We start from the raw sequence: 17,631 nt of genomic DNA, 5'->3' as shown, positions 1-17,631 counted from the left end.
AGACCCACGCAGACAATGGACGCCATCGCAGCCACCTCCCTGGCCACCCTCTGGGACGAGGTGTTCGGCAGCCAGCCCGACCCCGACCTCTGGGTGGTCGGCGCCACCATGGTCGCCGCTCTCGCCGTGATCGTCCCGCACGGCCTGTGGCGGCTCTCGCGCAACGCCATCACCATCGCCCACGAGGGCGGCCACGGTCTGGTCGCGCTGCTCACCGGCCGCAGCCTCAGCGGTATACGACTGCACTCCGACACCAGCGGCCTCACGGTCAGCCGCGGCAAGCCGACCGGCCTCGGCATGATCCTCACCGCGGCGGCCGGCTACACCGCTCCCCCGCTGCTGGGCCTCGGCGGCGCCGCGTTCCTCGCCGCAGGCCACATCACCGCGCTCCTGTGGCTGGCCACGCTGCTCCTGGTGGCGATGCTGGTGATGATCCGCAACGCGTACGGCGCGCTCACGGTGCTCCTCACCGGCGGCACGTTCGTGGCGGTGTCCTGGCTGACGGGCCCCCAGGTCCAGGCGGCGTTCGCGTACGCGGTGGTCTGGTTCCTGCTGCTTGGCGGCGTACGCCCGGCCTTCGAGCTACAGGCGAAGCGAAGCCGGGGCGGGGCGGGCGACTCGGACGCGGACCAGCTGTCCCGGCTGACCCATGTCCCGGCCGGGATGTGGCTGTTCCTGTTCCACGCGGTGAGCCTGTGTTCCCTGATAGGCGGAGGCAGGTGGCTTCTGCAGGTCTGAAGCGCGGCGCGCCGGGCGGGGGCGCGACCAGCCACAACGCTCCCGCACTCGAAGCACGGCCGACTACTAGAGTGGGGCCCATGGCCCCGAACCCCGCGAACACCGCCCTCTGGCCCGCCCCGCACGCGAGCGGAGCCGTCGACGCGACGGTCCACGTGCCCGGGTCCAAGTCGGTCACCAACCGGGCCCTGGTGCTGGCCGCCCTCGCGGCCGAGCCCGGCTGGCTGCGCCGTCCCCTGCGCTCCCGCGACACCGTGCTGATGGCCGACGCCCTGCGTGCCATGGGCGTCGGCATCGAGGAGGGCGTGGGCCCGGACGGCTCCGGCGAGGCCTGGCGTGTCATCCCCTCGGGCCTGCAGGGCCCGGCCACGGTCGACGTCGGCAACGCCGGCACGGTGATGCGCTTCCTGCCGCCGGTCGCCACGCTCGCCGACGGCCCCATCCGCTTCGACGGCGACCCGCGTTCGTACGAGCGTCCCCTGAACGGCGTGATCGACGCCCTGCGCGCCCTCGGTGCCCGTATCGACGACGACGGCCGCGGCGCGCTGCCGCTGACCGTGCACGGCGGCGGGGCCCTGGAGGGCGGCCCTGTGGAGATCGACGCGTCCTCGTCCAGCCAGTTCGTGAGCGCGCTGCTGCTGTCCGGGCCGCGCTTCAACCAGGGCGTCGAGGTACGGCACACCGGCTCGACGCTGCCCTCCATGCCGCACATCCGGATGACCGTCGACATGCTGCGGTCGGTCGGCGCCCAGGTGGACACCCCGGAGTCGGGCGGCGAGCCGAACGTCTGGCGGGTCACCGCCGGCGCGCTGCTCGGCCGCGATCTGACGGTCGAGCCCGACCTGTCGAACGCCCAGCCGTTCCTGGCGGCGGCCCTGGTCACCGGCGGCCGGGTCGTCGTCCCCGACTGGCCCGCGCACACCACCCAGCCCGGTGACAGGCTGCGCGAGATCTTCACCGAGATGGGCGGTTCCTGCGAACTGACCGACCGAGGCCTGGAGTTCACCGGCTCCGGCGCGATCCACGGCATCGACGTGGACCTCGGCGAGGTCGGCGAGCTGACCCCCGGCATCGCGGCGGTGGCGGCCCTCGCCGACTCGCCCTCCAGCCTCCGGGGCGTGGCCCATCTGCGCCTGCACGAGACGGACCGTCTGGCCGCGCTCACCAAGGAGATCAACGAGCTGGGCGGCGACGTCACCGAGAGCGCCGACGGACTGCACATCCGCCCTCGTCCGCTGCACGGCGGGGTCTTCCACACGTACGACGACCACCGCATGGCCACCGCGGGCGCGATCATCGGCCTCGCCGTGCCGGACGTACAGATCGAGAACGTGGCGACGACGGCGAAGACCCTGCCGGAATTCCCCGACCTGTGGACCGGAATGCTCGGGAACTGACGGGCGGACACGGACCATGCGCCGCTACGGCAAGCACACCGACGAAGACGACATCCGCACCCGCCCGGGCCGCAAGGGCAGCAGGCCGCGTACGAACATCCGGCCCAAGCACGAGGACGCCGCCGAGGGCATGGTCCTCACCGTCGACCGGGGCCGGCTGACCTGCCTCGTCGAGGACCGCGTGGTGTACGCCATGAAGGCTCGCGAACTGGGCCGCAAGGCCGCGGTCGTCGGCGACCAGGTGGCCATCGTCGGCGACCTCACCGGCAAGAAGGACACCCTGGCCCGCATCGTCCGCATCGAGCCGCGCACCTCGGTCCTGCGGCGCACCGCCGACGACGACGATCCGTACGAGCGCGTCGTCGTCGCCAACGCCGACCAGCTGGCGATCGTCACCGCCCTCGCCGACCCGGAGCCGCGCCCACGACTGATCGATCGCTGCCTGGTCGCCGCCTACGACGGCGGACTCGACCCACTGCTCGTGCTCACCAAGTCGGACCTCGCCCCGCCGGACGAACTCCTTGAGCTGTACGGGGCGTTGGGTGTTCCGTATGTCGTGACCAGCCGTACGGAACTGGAGAGCGGGGAGGCGGTGGACCGGGTGCGCAAGCAGTTGGACGGCAAGATCACGGCGTTCGTGGGGCACTCGGGCGTCGGCAAGACGACGCTGGTCAACGCGCTCGTGGCCAAGGAGCGGCGGCGTTCGACGGGGGTCGTGAACGCGGTGACGGGCCGCGGACGGCACACGACGACGTCGGCGCTCGCGCTGCCGTTGCCGGACGACGAGGGGTGGCTGGTCGACACTCCGGGCGTACGGTCCTTCGGGCTGCACCACGTGGACCCGTCCCGGGTCATCCACGCCTTCCCGGACCTGGAGCCGGGAACGGAAGGCTGCCCGCGCGCGTGCAGCCACGACGAGCCGGACTGCGCGCTGGACGAGTGGGTGGCCGACGGTCATGCGGATCCGGCCCGGCTCTACTCGCTGCGCCGGCTGCTCGCTACGCGTGAGCGGCGCGAGGGCGACTGACGGCGACTGATCGCCGGTGACCTCAGCTTTGTTTGCATCTCCGCCACGACGGTAAAGGCATAATCGCACCAAGCGGGACCCAAGCCAGACGAAGCGGTCACGGAGCGTGGGAGGGCATCACATGGCGTGGCTGCTGGTTGTCGTCGCCGGACTCTTGGAGACCGGCTTCGCGGTCTGTCTGAAGCTCTCGCACGGCTTCACCAGGCTCTGGCCGACGATCGCCTTCGCCGTCTTCGCCCTGGGCAGCTTCGGCCTCCTCACCCTCTCCCTGAAGAAACTCGACGTCGGCCCCGCGTACGCGGTCTGGACGGGCATCGGCGCGGCCGGCACCGCGATCTACGGCATGATCTTCCTGGGCGACCTGGTCTCCACTCTGAAGATCGTCTCGATCACGCTGGTGATCGTAGGAGTGATCGGCCTGCAACTGTCGGGCTCGTCGCACTGAGCGCCACTCAACTCACCACCCGCACTGTCGCCAACGCGTCCCGCACCAGCCCCGCCGTGCCGCCCTCCCCGGCGGGAGCCAACACGCAGGACAAGCCCAGTCGCACCACCAGCTCACAGGCCCGCGCCAACTCCGCCGACTCAGATTTCGTGGCCCCCGGCGCCGTAAGCACCGCGACCGCCCGGTCCCGTACCAGCTGCACGAAGTCCCCCGGCGACGGCAACGGCCCGTCGGCCCGCCGCTGTGCCGGCACAGCGGACGAGGACGGCACGGCGGACAGCGTCGGCGACGGCAGCCGATCACTCCAGCACCCGGTGAGCACGGCCCGCACCAAGGGGTTCCCACGAGCCGCCGAAGCGGTCCACTCCGCGATGGCCGCCAACCGCTCACGCGGCTCGCCATGGCTCACCAGAGCGCGCTCCACGCCCGCGAGATACGCGTCGGCCTCCCGCCGTACGAGGGCCCGCGCGAGCCCTTCCTTGCTGCCGAACTCGTTGTAAAGGGTCTGCCGCGAGACCCCGGCCACGGCGGCCACATCGACCATCCGCACCGTGGACCACGGGCGGCGCGCAAGCGACGTATAGGCGGCATCGAGAAGAGATTCCCGGGCTGCAGGCATCGTCGCCTCCCTGGGGCGATCGGCTCTGCGCTCAGAGTTGACGCGGACGGGGGCACTGTCAAGGGTTCGCGACGGCATCAAGGGGCGTACGTCGACGTCATGCGCGGACGAAGTGATCACGACTTCGGCGGGAAGGTCCTGTAGCGACCACCCGGACGGTATGGCCCCGGGCCGAACGGGGCAGATACGGTGCGGGCATGCCCGACTATCGCGATGACCTGCGCCTTGCCCATGTCCTGGCGGACGCCGCCGACGCCGCGACCATGGACCGCTTCAAGGCGCTCGACCTCAAGGTCGAGACCAAGCCGGACCTGACGCCGGTGAGCGAGGCCGACAAGTCCGCCGAGGAGCTGATCCGCGGCCACCTGCAGCGGGCCCGGCCGCGGGACGCGGTCCTCGGCGAGGAGTACGGCGTCGAGGGCACGGGCCCGCGCCGCTGGGTGATCGACCCGATCGACGGCACGAAGAACTACGTACGCGGGGTGCCGGTGTGGGCGACCCTGATCGCTCTGATGGAGGCGAGCGAAGGCGGTTACCAGCCGGTCGTCGGCGTCGTTTCGGCGCCCGCCCTCGGCCGCCGCTGGTGGGCCGCGAAGGGGCACGGCGCGTTCAGCGGGCGCAGTCTGTCCTCGGCGACCCGGCTGCATGTCTCGCGGGTCTCGCGCATATCGGACGCGTCCTTCGCGTACTCCTCGCTGGGCGGCTGGGAGGAGCGGAGCCTGCTGGACGGCTTCCTGGACCTGACCCGCGAGGTGTGGCGCACGCGCGCGTACGGCGACTTCTGGCCGTACATGATGGTCGCCGAGGGTTCGATCGACATCTGCGCGGAGCCCGAGCTGTCGCTGTGGGACATGGCGGCGAACGCGATCATCGTGACCGAGGCGGGCGGCAGCTTCACCGGCCTCGACGGCCGCCCGGGCCCGCACAGCGGCAACGCCGCCGCGTCGAACGGCCTCCTCCACGACGAGCTGCTGGGCTACCTGAACCACCGCTACTGAGACATCCGGGGCGCTAACCGGAAGACAGCGCGCCCCAAAGCGTCCACACGCGCCCTCTTGTTGACCCACCGTTTAACTGCGACTCTGAGAGTCCCCACACTTGTGAACTTGTGAATCCGTTAACGAACGGATTCGTAGGAGGTGGCTCCGTCCATGCTCGTCCGCGACGCCATGAGCACGGTGGTCCTCACCATCGGGCCCGATCACACCCTCCGGCAGGCCGCCGCGCTGATGTCCGCACGCCGCATCGGCGCGGCCGTCGTCCTCGACCCCGACGGCACCGGGCTCGGCATCCTCACCGAGCGCGACATCCTCAACTCCGTCGGCCTGGGCCAGAGCCCGGACGCCGAGCGGGCACACGCCCACACCACCACCGACGTCGTGTTCGCCGCGCCGTCCTGGACGCTGGAGGAGGCGGCGCACGCCATGGCGCACGGCGGCTTCCGGCATCTGATCGTCCTCGACCACGACGAGCCCATCGGCATCGTCTCGGTCCGCGACATCATCCGCTGCTGGGCCCCGCTGCGGCAGCACGCACCGGCCTGAGCGGCAGAGCGGGCCGGACCCGCGCCCTGACCTGTGCAGGGGTCCGGCCCGATCGCGCCGCCACTCTGGGCCACTCTGGATAAAGTCCAAGTCGAGCAGTGCTCCAAAATCACACCCGTTCGGGATTGGCTTCGCCTGCTGTTAGACTGCGCCTTATGAGCGACCTGTTGGAACGACTGCGCGGACGCGGCTGGCGTATGACCGCGCAACGGCGCGTCGTGGCCGAGGTCCTCGACGGCGACCATGTCCACCTGACGGCCGACGAGGTCCATTCCCGCGCTGTCGCCAAGCTGCCCGAGATCTCCCGCGCGACCGTCTACAACACGCTGGGTGAGCTGGTCTCACTCGGCGAGGTGATGGAAGTCGCCACGGACAAGCGCGCCAAGCGTTACGACCCGAACGCGCACCGTCCGCACCACCACCTGGTATGCGCCCAGTGCGGCGCGATCCGCGACGTCCACCCGAGCGGCGACCCCCTCGCCGACCTCCCCGACTCCGAGCGCTTCGGCTTCTCGGTCTCGGCGGTCGAGGTGACGTACCGGGGCGTGTGCCCGAACTGCGCGGCGGCCTGATCCTTACAGACGACTCGATCCTTACGGACGACTCCTCGAAGCCCCGGCACCCCATGGGAGCCGGGGCTTTCTGCTGCGCGCGGACTTCCCGAATCTGACGGGCCGTCATATCGTCGACGGCGCCCACCAGTCCGTACCGCACTCCGCGAGGAGACACCGTGGGAGAGCCGCACCCGAAACTCCAAGCCACTGATCTGAGCCGGACCTTCGGCCGGGGTCCCGGCGCCGTGGACGCTCTGGGCCCGATGGACCTGACCGTCGCTCCCGGCGAGTTCGTCTGCATCGTCGGCCCGTCCGGCTGCGGAAAGTCCACGCTTCTGCGTATCGCCTCGGGCCTGTTGCGCCCCAGCACGGGCGAGTTGGCGATCCACACCACCAGTCCCCGTCCGGCCGCCATGATCTTCCAGGACTACGGCATCTACGACTGGAAGACCGTCCTCGCGAACGTCCGCTTCGGCCTGGACATCCAGCGCCTGCCGCGCCGCGAGGCGAACGCCCGGGCCCGCGACTGGCTGGCGCGTCTGGGCCTCGCGGACTTCGCCTCCGCGTACCCGGCCACGCTCTCCGGCGGGATGCGCCAGCGCGTGGCGATCGCCCGCGCGCTGGCGGTGGAGCCCGAAATCCTGCTGATGGACGAGCCGTTCGCTGCGCTCGACGCCCAGCTGCGCATGATCCTCCAGGACGAGCTCCTGGAGCTCACCCAGACGACCCGCACGACCACTCTCTTCATCACCCACAGCCTGGAGGAGGCGATCGTCCTCGGTGACCGCGTCCTGGTGATGTCGGCACGCCCGGGCCGGTTCATCGCCGAACGCCGCCCGCCGTTCCCGCGCCCGCGCTCCGGCGAGGTCCGCGCGGCTCCCGAATTCACCGCCCTGAAGAGCGAGTTGTGGCAGCTGCTGCGCCCGGAGGCGGTGCCCGCATGAACACGGCCGTACGCAAGGAACGTACCGACTCGACCGCCGTACTGGTCCGCCGCCCGGGCCCACGGGAGCTGCACCCCGTACGCACCCACCGCAGGCGCCGCGCTCTGGAGCTGTCCCTCGCGGTCGCCGTGCCCCTGGTGCTGGTCCTGCTGTGGCAACTGGCCGCCGCCCAGGCCTGGATCGACGACCGGGTCTACCCGGCGCCCACCACGATCCTGGCCGACGGCTGGGACCGCGCGGCGGCCGGCGACCTGTGGCCGGACGTGTGGGCCACCCTCAAGCGCGTACTGGCCGGGTACGCGATCGGCACGGCCTCGGGCTATGCGCTGGGCCTGCTGATGGGCTCGCTCTCGCTCGTACGCGCGGCACTCGAGCCGCTTCTGGACGCGCTGTACGTCGTACCGAAGCTGGCCCTGCTGCCGATCTTCCTGAACATGTTCGGGCTCGGCGAGGGCCCGCAGGTGGCACTGGTGGCGGCCACCGTCTTCTTCTTCGTGTGGATCTCCACGATGTCGGCCGTGATGTCGATACCGGCCGGGTACCGCGACGCGGGACAGGTCTTCGGGGCCTCGTCCTGGCAGATGTTCCGGCATGTGCTGCTGCCGGCCTCACTGCCCGCGGTCCTGGTGGGCGCGCGGATCGCGGCGGGGGTGGCGGTGCTGGTCATCGTCGCCTCGGAGCAGATCGCCGCGGCGAACGGCCTGGGCCATCTGATCTTCGACTCGCGGGCGCTCTTCCAGAACGACGTGATGTTCGTCGGGATCGTCTGCGTCGCCGTACTCGGCGTCGTGTTTTCCGAACTGGTGCGGATTCTGGGGCGGTTGCTCACTCCGTGGGCGCCGCGCGACCGGGGACGGGGGCAGTCATGAGGCATTTCGCATGCAGTGCCGTGCTGGCTGCGGGTGCGCTGCTGGCTGCGGCGGGGTGTGCCGCCCAGGAGTCCGGGGAGGGCACTGGGGCGTCCGAGCCGCGCGCCATCAAGGCGGTGTCCGGCTGCGGGGACGGGAGCTGGACGGATCCGGCCGACCTGGCGGCGGACCGTGCCCCCGCGCGCTGTGCCGAGGGCACCCCGGCCCCACAGCCTCTGACCGAGCGCCGGAAGCTGACGATCGCGACGGGCACACTAAGTGCGGAGTACGTGGCTCCGCTTCAAGTGGCGGTGGCGAAGGGCGAGTTCAAGAAGGAGGGCCTCGACGTCACGCTGAAGGTGCTGCCGACGCCGGACGCGCTACCGCTGCTCGCGAAGGGTGACGTCGACGCCCAGTGGGCCGCTCCCGAGGCCGCCGTGATCAACGGCGTCAACAGCGGCTTCGACATCAAGTGGGTCGCCGGGAACTTCTCGCCCGACCCGAAGTCGAAGAGCGGCCTGTGGGTGCGGCTGAAGGACGGCGAGAGCGCGTCGCACGTCCCCATGGCCGACCGCAAGCTCGGCACGATGATCGGCAAGGGGTCGGTCATCGCGTACCCGATGAACCAGGCCCTGAAGAAGCACGGCGGCGGTCTCGACAAGGTCCAGTTCCAGGCGCTCGGCTCGGCCGATGTCCTCACCGCTCTGCAGAACGGCGGCGTCGACTCCGCCTGGCTCCTCGACCCGGTCTGGCGCAAGGTCGACAGCGACGACCGCTACGCCTTCCTCGGCGGCCAGCCCCCGGGCGAACCGCTGGGCGGCATGCTGTTCGGCCCGAACCTGCTGAAGGACGACGTGGACGCGGGGGTCGCGCTGCTGCGGGCGTACATCCGCACGATCAACACGTACTTCGCCGGCGACTACAAGAAGGACCCGGCCTTCGTGGCCGAGCTGGCCAAGCTCATGAAGACGGACCGTACGGTCCTGGAGTCGACGCCCTCCCTCCGCATGGACTGGGAGATCCGCGCGGGGACGACGAACCGCCTCCAGTCCGCGTATCGCGCGGCGGGCGTCTCGGAGGGCGATCCGCTTCCGGAGTCCCGCCTGGTGGACCGCGCGCTGTACGGGGAGGCGGTGGGCCACCGGCCGTAGACGCACCCGGTCGTCAACGCACCGGAGGGCCGGAACCCTTTCGGATTCCGGCCCTCCGGCCTTCAGTAGCGGGGACAGGATTTGAACCTGCGACCTCTGGGTTATGAGCCCAGCGAGCTACCGAGCTGCTCCACCCCGCGGCGATGAACTGAACACTACGTCAACAGCGTCGACCAGCGCAAATCGCTTTACGGACGGCCTGCGAGCGGCCGGTTCGCCGGGTCTGTGGGCAGGCGATACCTCCAGCCCCGACGCCCCCAGGGCCTGTGTCGGAAGTGGCGTCGTCCGGCAGGCGCCACTTCCGACACAGGCCCTGGCAGGCCTCTCAAGCGGACAGTTCGTCCTTCAGCGCGTCCCGCAGTCGGGCCGCCCGCTCGGAAACCTCATCGGGCCCCAGAGCGACCGCCCGGTCCGCCCACCGCTGGCCCTCCGCAAGCTCGCCCCGACGCGCGTAGACGAGGGCAAGCCGCAAAGCCGCCCGCCCATGCCCCGCATCGGCGGCCCGAGTCCACCACAGGGCGGCCTCCGGCTCACTGCCTTCCCGGGCGAGCAGCAGACCGAGGTTGAACGCCCCGTTCCGAGACCCCGCCTCCGCGGCCTCCCGGTACCACCGGGCCGCCTCGACGACGTCCCCGCGGGCGGACGCCAGCATTCCGACCCGCACCTGGGCACGCCGGTGCCCCTGGGAGGCAGCCCGCTCGTACCACTCCTCGCACTCGCTCTTCTCGGTGGCCGGCTCCCCCAGCTCATGCGCGGACGCGGGCGGCCGTCGGGCGTCGAGCACGGCAGCCAGCCGGTACGCCGCCTCCGGGCTGCCCCCGCCGGCGGCGCAGCGAAGATGCCGCTCGGCCTCCTGCTCGTCCCCGTCCCGCAGCTGCGCGATCCCGACCTGGAGCGCGGCCTCGGTGTGCCCGGCGGCAGCGGCCCGCTCGTACCACCTGAGCGCCGCGGCGTCCTCGCCCCGGCCCGCGTGCAGGATCCCGAGGTTGAACGCGGCGTCGACGCTGCCGGCCTCCGCGGCCTTGGAGAACCAGGGCTCGGCCCCGGCCGCGTCGCCGACCTGGAGCAGCAGGATCGCCAGCGCGTTGGCGGCCTCGCGGTGTCCCGCGTACGCCGCACGCCGGTACCACTGCTCGGCCTGCCCGGTCCGCCCCTGCTCGACGCAGAGCAGCGCGAGGTTGTACGCGCCGTTCACATCGCCGGCGTCCATGGCGGCCCGGTACCAGCGCTCGGCGGTCTGTGTCTCGCCGCGCCCGGCGTGCAGCGCGCCCAGGGCGTTGGCGGCGTTCCCGTCGCCGTCCTGGGCGGCGCGCAGCCACCACACGGCGGCGCTCTCGGTGTCGCCCGCGTCCCGCAGCAGGAACCCGAGCGCGCAGGCGGCGCGTGCCTCGCCGTCCTTGGCGGACGTCAGATACCAGCGCCCGGCCTCCTTCAGCTTCCCGCGCTTCTCCAGGATGACCCCGAGGTGCAGCGCGGCCCTGCGGTGCCCACGCGCGGCGGCCTGCCGGTACCACTGCTCGGCCTCGGCCATCACGGACAGCCCGGCGCTCTTGTCGGCTCTGTCGGCGCCGCCCTGCCCCGTGGACTGTGCGGAGGGCTGTACGGGCACTGTGGGCTCGCCGGCGGCAGCCCGCCGGTCCAGCGCGCGGGCGAGCCGGTACGCCGCCTCACGGTGCCCCCGCTCGGCGGCGGCCCGCATCCACTTCTCGGCGGCGGCGTCACCGCGGTGCTCGAGGAGGTCGGCGAGCGCGTACGCACCAAGGGTGTGCCCCTGCTCGGCGGACTGGCGCAGCCAGTACTCGGCGGCGGGCTCGTCCCCGCGCTCACGGTGGTGGCGGCCGAGCGCGTGTGCGGCGGCGGCCGATCCGGCGACGGCGGCGATCCGCCACCAGCCGGCGGCCTCGTCGGCGTATCCGCGCTGATGCAGGAGGACACCCAGGTTGTTGGCGGCGGCACGGTCACCGGCAGCGGTGGCAGCACGCAGCTGAGGCTCGGCTCCGTCGAGATCGCCGCGGCGCAGCAGCAGGCTTCCGAGGACGCTCATCGCCTCGACGTCGCCGGCTTCGGCGGCGAGCCGATGGCGTGCCTCCTCCGCAGCCTCGCCGGTCTCGTCCCGGTCGGAGGGCTGCACAAATCGCCCTGTCTCCAACAGAGTTGCCTTGTCCCCCATAACGTCCATCGTCGCACCACCTGCAACCTGGGTACACCTGGTATACCGCAGCCAGTGAGGTCACTTCAGCGTTTTGTCGACATGCCCACAGAGAGACAAGTCAAACACAGATTTCTCAACTCTCCCCGCATGGAGCGGCCTTTGTTGGGGCAGTTCTGCTCGGATGGGGAACACGCACACGATCCTCACACGACGAAGGGCCCGAATCCCCTTGAGGATTCGGGCCCTTCGTCTTCAGTAGCGGGGACAGGATTTGAACCTGCGACCTCTGGGTTATGAGCCCAGCGAGCTACCGAGCTGCTCCACCCCGCGCCGTTGTTCGGCAACCGTATCACGGCGCGGGACGGGCCTTTCACTCAGTCGCTGACAGCCACGCTGGTCAGCCGCTTCCGCTGCTCCCTTCGGGGGTGTCGCCGCCGTTGGCCGCGCCCTCACCACCGGTGTTGTCGGGCTGGGCCTGGGCCTCCTCGGCCCGCTGCAGCGCTTCCTCGAGGTCCTGCTGCGCCCGGCCGTATGCCTCCCAGTCGCCCTTCTTCAGGGCTTCCTGGCCGGCCTCGTAGGCCTCCTGGGCGTCGTCGAGCGCCTGTTGGAGCGTTGTGTCACCCGTCGCCGGTGGTGGCTCGGTGGTGTCGTCGCCCTCGTCCGGTGGCGGGGGCGTCTCCTCCGCTCCGAAGACCTTGTCGAGCGCCTGGCTGAGGGTGTCCTCGAAGGCGGTGGTGCCTCCGTACGACACCGCGACCTTCTTCAGCAGCGGATACTCGGCGTTGCTGCCCTGTACATAGATCGGTTCGACGTACAGGAATCCGGCGTCCATGGGCACCGCGAGCAGATTTCCGAAGATCATGTTCGACTTCGACGTCTCCGCGTTCCGCGTGAACTCCTGGACCGCCGGCATCGAACTCAACTTGCTCTGCCACTGCACCGGTCCGTCCACCTCGGACTCGCCGGTGACTCTGAGCAGCCGCATCGTGCCGTACTCGTCGCTGTTCGCATCGGCGTCCACCGCCATGTACGCGGCCAGGTTCGGCCGTCCGCTCGGGGTGAACGTGGTCGTCAGCGAGAACCGCTGCTGGTCGTCGCCGGGCATCTTCAGCGACAGGTAGTACGGCGGTACGGCGATGCTGTCTTTTCGGCTCGTCGGGTCGTTCGGCACCTGCCACACGTCACTCGCGTTGTAGAACTGGTCGGCGTTGGTGACGTGGTAGATGCCCAGTTGCTCGCGCTGCACCTTGAACAGGTCCTGCGGGTAGCGCAGATGTTCCTTCAGCTCGGCCGGGATGTCGGCCTTCGCCTTGACCGTGCCCGGGTACGCCTTCTTCCACGTCTTCAGGACCGGGTCCTTCTCGTCCCACGTGTAGAGGTTGACGCTGCCGTCGTACGCGTCGACGGTCGCCTTCACCGAGTTGCGGATGTAGTTGACCTGGTTCTGCTGGGCGACCACCGTGCGCGCACTGTCCTCGTCCGTGAGCGCATCCGTGGTGGTGTCGCCGAGTGTCGTGCGCGATGCGTACGGATAGCCGTTCGTGGTGGTGTACGCATCGACGACCCACACGACCCGCTTGCCGATGACGGTCGGATAGGCGTCACCGTCGATGGTCAGCCAAGGCGCGACCGCCTCGACGCGCTCCTTCGGCGTGCGGTTGTAGAGGATCTTCGATCCCTCGCCGATGGCGCCTGAGTACAGCATCTGCGGCTCGCTGAAGGCGGCCGCGTACGCGGCGCGGTTCAGCGGGTTCGACAGGTCGATACCGCCGTTGCCCTTGTACTGGTACGTCTTCTGGCCGCCCGCCTCCTCGTAGTCGAGCTCCTTCTGGGAGCCACCCACGATCGAGTACTGGGTGGTCTTCTCGCCGAAGTAGATGCGCTGCTCGTAGCCCTTGTTGAAGGTGCCGGTGGTGGGCAGGCCCTGCTCGGTGAAGGCCGGGGAGCCCTCGGAACCCGGCTGGATCTCGGTGCCCTTGGCCGCGATGGCGCCGTACCCGTGCGTGTAGATGAAGTGCTGGTTGATCCAGTTCTTCTTGTCGACGCGGTCGAGGTTCAGCTCACGCAGACCGATGATCGTGTCCTGGCCGTTGTACCGGTCGATGTCCAGCGTGGTCGGGAACTGGTAGTACTTCCGCTCCTGCTCCAGCTGTTGGAACGTCGGCGAGACCACGTTCGGGTCGTTCAGCCGGTAGCTCGCGACCGAATCGGCCTGGTCGCGCTGCTGCTTGGCGTCGCCGCCGTTGCCTGTGCCCGAGATCTCGTCGATCTTGACGCCGTCGATGCCGTACGCCTTGCGCGTCGCCTCGATGTTCTTCTCGATGTACGAGGTCTCCTTGGCCTGCTCGTTCGGCTTGACCTGGAACTGCTGCACGATCGCCGGGTACAGCCCGCCGATCAGCAGTGCGGAGAGAACCAGCAGGCCGAAGCCGATCAGCGGCAGTTGCCAGGTGCGCCGCCACAGCGTGGCGAAGAACAGGAGAGCGCAGATCACGGCGATGCAGAACAGGATGGTCTTGGCCGGCAGGTACGCGTTGGCGTCGACGTACCTGAGGCCCGTCCAGTTGTCCGTCGCCTTGAAGTCGCTGGATTTCACGGCGAGTCCGTACCGGTCGAGCCAGTACGCGACCGCCTTCAAAGCGACGAACAGGCCGAGCAGCACGGAGAGATGGCCGGTGGCCGCGGCCGTGGCACGCGCTCCGGGGCTGGTGACCCGCAGTCCGCCGTACAGGTAGTGGGTCAGGGCGGCGGCGATCACCGACAGGATCGTGGCGGCGAAGCCGAAGCCCACCAGGAAGCGGTACCAGGGCAGGTCGAAGGCGTAGAAGGAGACGTCGAGGTGGAACTGAGGGTCCTTCTGGTTGAAGGACACTCCGTTCACCCACATCAGCCACGTACGCCACTGGCCTGACGCGGAGGCACCCGCGATCAGCCCGATGAGGGCGGTGATCCCGAACAGGATCCACTTCTTGTACGGGGCCACACCCATGCGGTAGCGGTCGAGGCTCTGTTGCTCCATCGACATGGCGCTCAGTGGCGGCCTGAGCCGGTGGGCCAGCCAGATGTTCACGCCGACGGCCAGGGCCATCAGCAGTCCGAAGACGAAGAACAGGCCGATCTTGGTCCACAGGGTGGTCGTGAAGACTGAGGAGTACTTGACCGATCGGTACCAGAGCCAGTCCGTCCAGAACCCCGCGAACATGACGAACGCCATGGCCAGCACGGCCAGTACGCCCAGTGTCATGAGCAGGGTCCGGACGCGCCGGGACGGTCGGCCCACTCTGATCCGTGGCCCCGTCGGGCCTCCGCCGCGGTCCGGCATCTGGAAAGCCAAGGTGTGCACCTCGAAGTTCGGTCTGGGTCTTTTTGGGCCCTGCGAACGCAGGGCCACATCTATGCAACTTACTGATGCTTTACTCGGTTCCCGGTTTCGGGTCCGAACGAGGCAGGATTGTGACCATGTCCAACTCCGCCTCCACAGGCACCCCCATGGCGGCCGGTCCCCTGACCCGTGCCGTCCTCGAAATCGACGAGTACGTCTCCGGGCTCGGCTGGGACCAGCCCGCACGGCTCTTCGCGCTGGTCGACACCGCTCAGCTGCGCTCCGAGGAGCCCGGCCTCGCGGCACGTCTCGGTCTCGCCGACGACGCTCCCGCCGGCGCTCTTACCCCCATCGAACAGGAGGAACTCCCCGCGGGCAGCCCTCTGGACGAGTTTCTCGGCACCATCGCCTGGCCGGGCGCGGTGGCCGGCTGCGCGCTGTCCGTGGAGCGGCTGATGCTGCCGCCATCCGCGGAGGCGTCGGTCCCGGAAGGTCTCGACGAGAAGCGTCTGGCGAAGTGGGTCGCCGAGCATCCCGAGCGCCAGGAGGTCCGGATGACCGTCGGGGTGCTGCGCGGCGGGAAGCGCGAGTCGGCGCTGCGACTGCGCGAGAAGGACGCGGCGACCGAGGTCCTCACCGGCTCCGATCTGGTGCCGGGGCTGGCGGAGGCGCTGGCGGCGACATTCGCCGAGTAGCACTTGTAGTACTTCACGAGCCGGCTCAGCTCTTCGTGCACTGGGGCAGGTCGTCGGTGTTGCCGCCCCGGATGTCCTTGAGGGCGTTCATCGCGTCGTCGAGGGTGTCGACCTTGACGAGGGTGAGCCCGTCGGGGATGTCCCGGGCGGCTGCCGCGCAGTTGTCCTTGGGCGTCAGGAAGTACTGGGCGCCCTGGGCGCGGGCGCCGACCGTCTTCATCTCGATGCCGCCGATGGGGCCGACCTTGCCGTCGTCGTCGATGGTGCCGGTGCCGGCCACGAACTTGCCGCCGGTGAGATCGCCAGGGGTGAGCTTGTCGACGATGCCGAGGGCGAACATCAGGCCGGCGCTCGGACCGCCGACGTCGGCGAGCTTGATGTCGATGGTGAACGGGAACGTGTGATCGGTCCCGGCCGCGATGCCGACTATCGCGCGCTCCTCGCCGTCGTCGTCCGACTTCGTCGTGGTGATGGTGATGTCCTCGGTCTTCGTCGCCGTCCGGTTCTCCTTCTCGGCGGCGGCCTGCTCCTTGGCGGGCACGACGGTGAAGACGACCTTCTCGCCGGGCTTGTGCTTGGTGACCAGCTTCGCCACCTCGTCGTACGCCTTGACCGGCGTACCGTCCACGGCCTTGATCACATCGCCCGCGTGCAGCTTGTCCTCGGCCGGGCTGTCCTTGAGCACGGAGGAGACGATGGTCCAGGACTTCACCGCGATGTTCCGCTCCTTGAGGGCGGCGACCTTGGCGGTTTCCTGGGACTGGCTGAACTCCTCGGCGTTCTCCTGCGTCGACTGCTCCTCCGTCTTGCCGTCGGGGTAGAGCGTGTCGTGCGGGACCACCTTGTTGTCGTGCGCCAGCCAGCCGTAGACGGCCTCGACGAGGTTCATCTTGTAGTCGGCGCTCGTGACACGGACCGTCGTCATGTTGAGGTGGCCGCTCGCCGGGTAGGTCTTGCGGCCGGAGATCTGGAGCACCGGCTCGCCGTCGTGCTCGCCGAGCGTGTTCACCGTCGGACCCGGTGACATCTCCGAGTACGGCACATTGATGAAGACCCCTGCGCACAGGAGCGCGATCAGCATCAGGGTGGAGGCGAGCATCGTCGCGGTGCGGCGTGGCATGGAACGACAGTACGGGACCACCCTGTCAATGCACCGTCGGGGCCGTCTGTACGGGACATCGGGAGCCGGGGCGCAGACGTCCTCAGGCGGCTTCGGTGCCGGTGGTCAGGCGTCCGTGGGCGACTTCTCGTTGGGCTGCTTCTCCGTGTGCTGTTTCTCCATGGCCTCGCGGAAGCGCATATAGCCCGCGAGTTCGGCGCCGTCCCCGATGGTCTTGCGGTTCCGGCTGGCCCAAGTGCCCCACACTCCGGCACCGATCGCAGCCAAAAGCGGAATCAGCAACCAGGCGAGCGCCGCCATGCCGACCTCCCAACCCCGTGAAGCCACCGCAACTGACTGATCAGCAGATTAACCATGCCCGTGTCCAACGCTCACGGCAGGGGTGAGGTTACGCAACCGGAACGCGCCCGCTCACACGGTCGGTGGGCGGCGAGATCAACAGGCGCCGACCCACTCCTCCGTACCATCCGAGAACTTCTGGTGCTTCCAGATCGGCACTTCATGCTTCAGGTCGTCGATCAGCTTGCGGCAGGCTTCGAAGGCCTCGCCACGATGGGGGCAGGAAACGGCGACGACGACGGCCAGGTCCCCGACCCTGAGGTCCCCCACCCGGTGAACGGCCGCAAGCGCCCGCACCGGATACTCGGCGACAACCTTCTCGGCGACCCGCCGCATCTCCGCCTCGGCACTGGGATGGCAGGAGTACCCGAGCGCGTCGACGTCCGCTCCCCCGTCGTGATTCCTGACGGTCCCGACGAACAGCGCGGTCCCTCCGGAAGCATCGTCCCCGACAGCGCGGAAAACCTCGTCTACGGAGAGGGCGGTTTCCCGGATGGCCAGGAGCTTGATCGGGTCTTGCGCCGCCTGCTCACCGGGGTGATCGTTCATAGGTGCCATGACCCCATCGTGCCCCACCCCGCTGACAGCACGGAACAGCGTTTTCCTGCCCCACGCCAACTTCAGCCCGTCCGGCGATCGAGGACGAGGCTGTTCAGGCCGATAAGCGGGGCTGGGGACGCAGCCCCAGGGACGGGATGGGTAGGGGCGGCGGGGCGAGACAACCCGGCGCACCGAC

Annotated in this window: 17 protein-coding genes and 2 tRNA genes; 11 read left to right on the top strand and 8 right to left on the bottom strand. The window is 69.7% G+C overall.

All coding sequences use genetic code 11. The features are described from left to right. The first annotated feature begins 15 nt into the window (after window positions 1-15). The 4 genes from OP79_RS11630 (at window position 16) to OP79_RS11615 (ending at window position 3,607) form a co-directional block, all read left to right on the top strand. Window positions 16-738, top strand: coding sequence for a M50 family metallopeptidase (locus OP79_RS11630; RefSeq protein ID WP_033320027.1), 723 nt, complete (start codon window positions 16-18; stop codon window positions 736-738). Window positions 739-818: 80 nt separating this feature from the next. Beyond that, the gene (aroA, locus tag OP79_RS11625; RefSeq protein WP_033320026.1) at window positions 819-2,135 is read left to right on the top strand and encodes a 3-phosphoshikimate 1-carboxyvinyltransferase; all 1,317 of its coding nucleotides are present in this window, start codon (window positions 819-821) and stop codon (window positions 2,133-2,135) included. Between the two features lie 16 nt (window positions 2,136-2,151). Next, window positions 2,152-3,162, top strand: a complete 1,011-nt coding sequence (gene rsgA, locus OP79_RS11620) for a ribosome small subunit-dependent GTPase A (protein ID WP_033320025.1) — start codon at window positions 2,152-2,154, stop codon at window positions 3,160-3,162. Between the two features lie 121 nt (window positions 3,163-3,283). Continuing rightward, on the top strand, window positions 3,284-3,607 hold the full coding sequence (locus tag OP79_RS11615; RefSeq protein ID WP_033320024.1) for a DMT family transporter: 324 nt from the start codon (window positions 3,284-3,286) through the stop codon (window positions 3,605-3,607). A gap of 7 nt (window positions 3,608-3,614) precedes the next feature. On the opposite strand, the gene OP79_RS11610 is transcribed toward OP79_RS11615, so the two are convergent. Next, window positions 3,615-4,226 (bottom strand): TetR/AcrR family transcriptional regulator, encoded by a 612-nt coding sequence (locus tag OP79_RS11610; protein ID WP_033320023.1) that lies wholly within the window; start codon window positions 4,224-4,226, stop codon window positions 3,615-3,617. A gap of 197 nt (window positions 4,227-4,423) precedes the next feature. Between OP79_RS11610 and hisN the strand changes: the two genes are divergently transcribed. The 6 genes from hisN to OP79_RS11580 all read left to right on the top strand — a co-directional run bounded on the left by hisN (window position 4,424) and on the right by OP79_RS11580 (window position 9,267). Further along, window positions 4,424-5,224, top strand: a complete 801-nt coding sequence (gene hisN / locus OP79_RS11605) for a histidinol-phosphatase (RefSeq protein ID WP_033320022.1) — start codon at window positions 4,424-4,426, stop codon at window positions 5,222-5,224. Between the two features lie 153 nt (window positions 5,225-5,377). Further along, window positions 5,378-5,770: a CBS domain-containing protein gene (locus tag OP79_RS11600; protein WP_033320021.1), complete on the top strand. Its 393-nt coding sequence runs from the start codon at window positions 5,378-5,380 to the stop codon at window positions 5,768-5,770. Between the two features lie 155 nt (window positions 5,771-5,925). Then, window positions 5,926-6,342, top strand: a complete 417-nt coding sequence (locus OP79_RS11595; protein WP_033320020.1) for a Fur family transcriptional regulator — start codon at window positions 5,926-5,928, stop codon at window positions 6,340-6,342. Window positions 6,343-6,500: 158 nt separating this feature from the next. Further along, on the top strand, window positions 6,501-7,268 hold the full coding sequence (locus OP79_RS11590) for an ABC transporter ATP-binding protein (RefSeq protein ID WP_033320019.1): 768 nt from the start codon (window positions 6,501-6,503) through the stop codon (window positions 7,266-7,268). Beyond that, on the top strand, window positions 7,265-8,137 hold the full coding sequence (locus OP79_RS11585) for an ABC transporter permease (RefSeq protein WP_033320018.1): 873 nt from the start codon (window positions 7,265-7,267) through the stop codon (window positions 8,135-8,137). Before OP79_RS11590 ends, OP79_RS11585 begins: the two co-directional genes overlap by 4 nt. After that, window positions 8,134-9,267 (top strand): ABC transporter substrate-binding protein, encoded by a 1,134-nt coding sequence (locus OP79_RS11580; RefSeq protein ID WP_033320017.1) that lies wholly within the window; start codon window positions 8,134-8,136, stop codon window positions 9,265-9,267. The genes OP79_RS11585 and OP79_RS11580 overlap by 4 nt, the downstream gene beginning before the upstream one ends. A gap of 66 nt (window positions 9,268-9,333) precedes the next feature. Here OP79_RS11580 and OP79_RS11575 read toward each other — a convergent pair. From OP79_RS11575 to OP79_RS11560, 4 genes are all read right to left on the bottom strand, one after another. Beyond that, window positions 9,334-9,407, bottom strand: a tRNA-Met gene (locus OP79_RS11575). Between the two features lie 185 nt (window positions 9,408-9,592). Beyond that, the gene (locus OP79_RS11570; protein ID WP_051744582.1) at window positions 9,593-11,446 is read right to left on the bottom strand and encodes a tetratricopeptide repeat protein; all 1,854 of its coding nucleotides are present in this window, start codon (window positions 11,444-11,446) and stop codon (window positions 9,593-9,595) included. A gap of 229 nt (window positions 11,447-11,675) precedes the next feature. Next, window positions 11,676-11,749: transfer RNA gene (locus OP79_RS11565), tRNA-Met, on the bottom strand. A 67-nt stretch (window positions 11,750-11,816) separates the two neighbouring features. Further along, the gene (locus OP79_RS11560; RefSeq protein WP_033320132.1) at window positions 11,817-14,741 is read right to left on the bottom strand and encodes a UPF0182 family membrane protein; all 2,925 of its coding nucleotides are present in this window, start codon (window positions 14,739-14,741) and stop codon (window positions 11,817-11,819) included. A 137-nt stretch (window positions 14,742-14,878) separates the two neighbouring features. On the opposite strand from OP79_RS11560, the gene OP79_RS11555 reads away from it, so the two are divergent. After that, a complete protein-coding gene (locus OP79_RS11555) occupies window positions 14,879-15,436 on the top strand; it encodes a PPA1309 family protein (RefSeq protein WP_033320015.1) in 558 nt (185 codons plus the stop codon). 25 nt (window positions 15,437-15,461) lie between these two features. Here OP79_RS11555 and OP79_RS11550 read toward each other — a convergent pair whose 3' ends face one another. The 3 genes from OP79_RS11550 to OP79_RS11540 form a co-directional block, all read right to left on the bottom strand. Next, window positions 15,462-16,556: a YlbL family protein gene (locus OP79_RS11550; protein WP_033320014.1), complete on the bottom strand. Its 1,095-nt coding sequence runs from the start codon at window positions 16,554-16,556 to the stop codon at window positions 15,462-15,464. Window positions 16,557-16,661: 105 nt separating this feature from the next. Continuing rightward, entirely contained in the window at window positions 16,662-16,856 is a 195-nt protein-coding gene (locus OP79_RS11545) for a hypothetical protein (protein ID WP_033320013.1), read from the bottom strand. A 135-nt stretch (window positions 16,857-16,991) separates the two neighbouring features. Beyond that, entirely contained in the window at window positions 16,992-17,453 is a 462-nt protein-coding gene (locus tag OP79_RS11540; RefSeq protein ID WP_033320012.1) for a molybdenum cofactor biosynthesis protein MoaE, read from the bottom strand. Between the last annotated feature and the right edge of the window lie 178 nt (window positions 17,454-17,631).

It is taken from the genome of Streptomyces yerevanensis, from assembly GCF_000716805.1.
GTDB lineage: Bacteria > Actinomycetota > Actinomycetes > Streptomycetales > Streptomycetaceae > Streptomyces > Streptomyces flaveus.
Note: the sequence above shows the minus strand (reverse complement) of the source record. Positions and strands in the feature narration are given on the sequence as shown.

Coding starts and splice junctions, on each gene's coding strand:
- OP79_RS11630 (WP_033320027.1), top strand. CDS start 16: ATGGACGCCATCGCAGCCACCTCCCTGGCCACCCTCTGGGACGAGGTG.
- aroA (WP_033320026.1), top strand. CDS start 819: ATGGCCCCGAACCCCGCGAACACCGCCCTCTGGCCCGCCCCGCACGCG.
- rsgA (WP_033320025.1), top strand. CDS start 2,152: ATGCGCCGCTACGGCAAGCACACCGACGAAGACGACATCCGCACCCGC.
- OP79_RS11615 (WP_033320024.1), top strand. CDS start 3,284: ATGGCGTGGCTGCTGGTTGTCGTCGCCGGACTCTTGGAGACCGGCTTC.
- OP79_RS11610 (WP_033320023.1), bottom strand. CDS start 4,226: ATGCCTGCAGCCCGGGAATCTCTTCTCGATGCCGCCTATACGTCGCTT.
- hisN (WP_033320022.1), top strand. CDS start 4,424: ATGCCCGACTATCGCGATGACCTGCGCCTTGCCCATGTCCTGGCGGAC.
- OP79_RS11600 (WP_033320021.1), top strand. CDS start 5,378: ATGCTCGTCCGCGACGCCATGAGCACGGTGGTCCTCACCATCGGGCCC.
- OP79_RS11595 (WP_033320020.1), top strand. CDS start 5,926: ATGAGCGACCTGTTGGAACGACTGCGCGGACGCGGCTGGCGTATGACC.
- OP79_RS11585 (WP_033320018.1), top strand. CDS start 7,265: ATGAACACGGCCGTACGCAAGGAACGTACCGACTCGACCGCCGTACTG.
- OP79_RS11580 (WP_033320017.1), top strand. CDS start 8,134: ATGAGGCATTTCGCATGCAGTGCCGTGCTGGCTGCGGGTGCGCTGCTG.
- OP79_RS11570 (WP_051744582.1), bottom strand. CDS start 11,446: ATGGACGTTATGGGGGACAAGGCAACTCTGTTGGAGACAGGGCGATTT.
- OP79_RS11560 (WP_033320132.1), bottom strand. CDS start 14,741: ATGCCGGACCGCGGCGGAGGCCCGACGGGGCCACGGATCAGAGTGGGC.
- OP79_RS11555 (WP_033320015.1), top strand. CDS start 14,879: ATGTCCAACTCCGCCTCCACAGGCACCCCCATGGCGGCCGGTCCCCTG.
- OP79_RS11550 (WP_033320014.1), bottom strand. CDS start 16,556: ATGCCACGCCGCACCGCGACGATGCTCGCCTCCACCCTGATGCTGATC.
- OP79_RS11545 (WP_033320013.1), bottom strand. CDS start 16,856: ATGGCGGCGCTCGCCTGGTTGCTGATTCCGCTTTTGGCTGCGATCGGT.
- OP79_RS11540 (WP_033320012.1), bottom strand. CDS start 17,453: ATGGCACCTATGAACGATCACCCCGGTGAGCAGGCGGCGCAAGACCCG.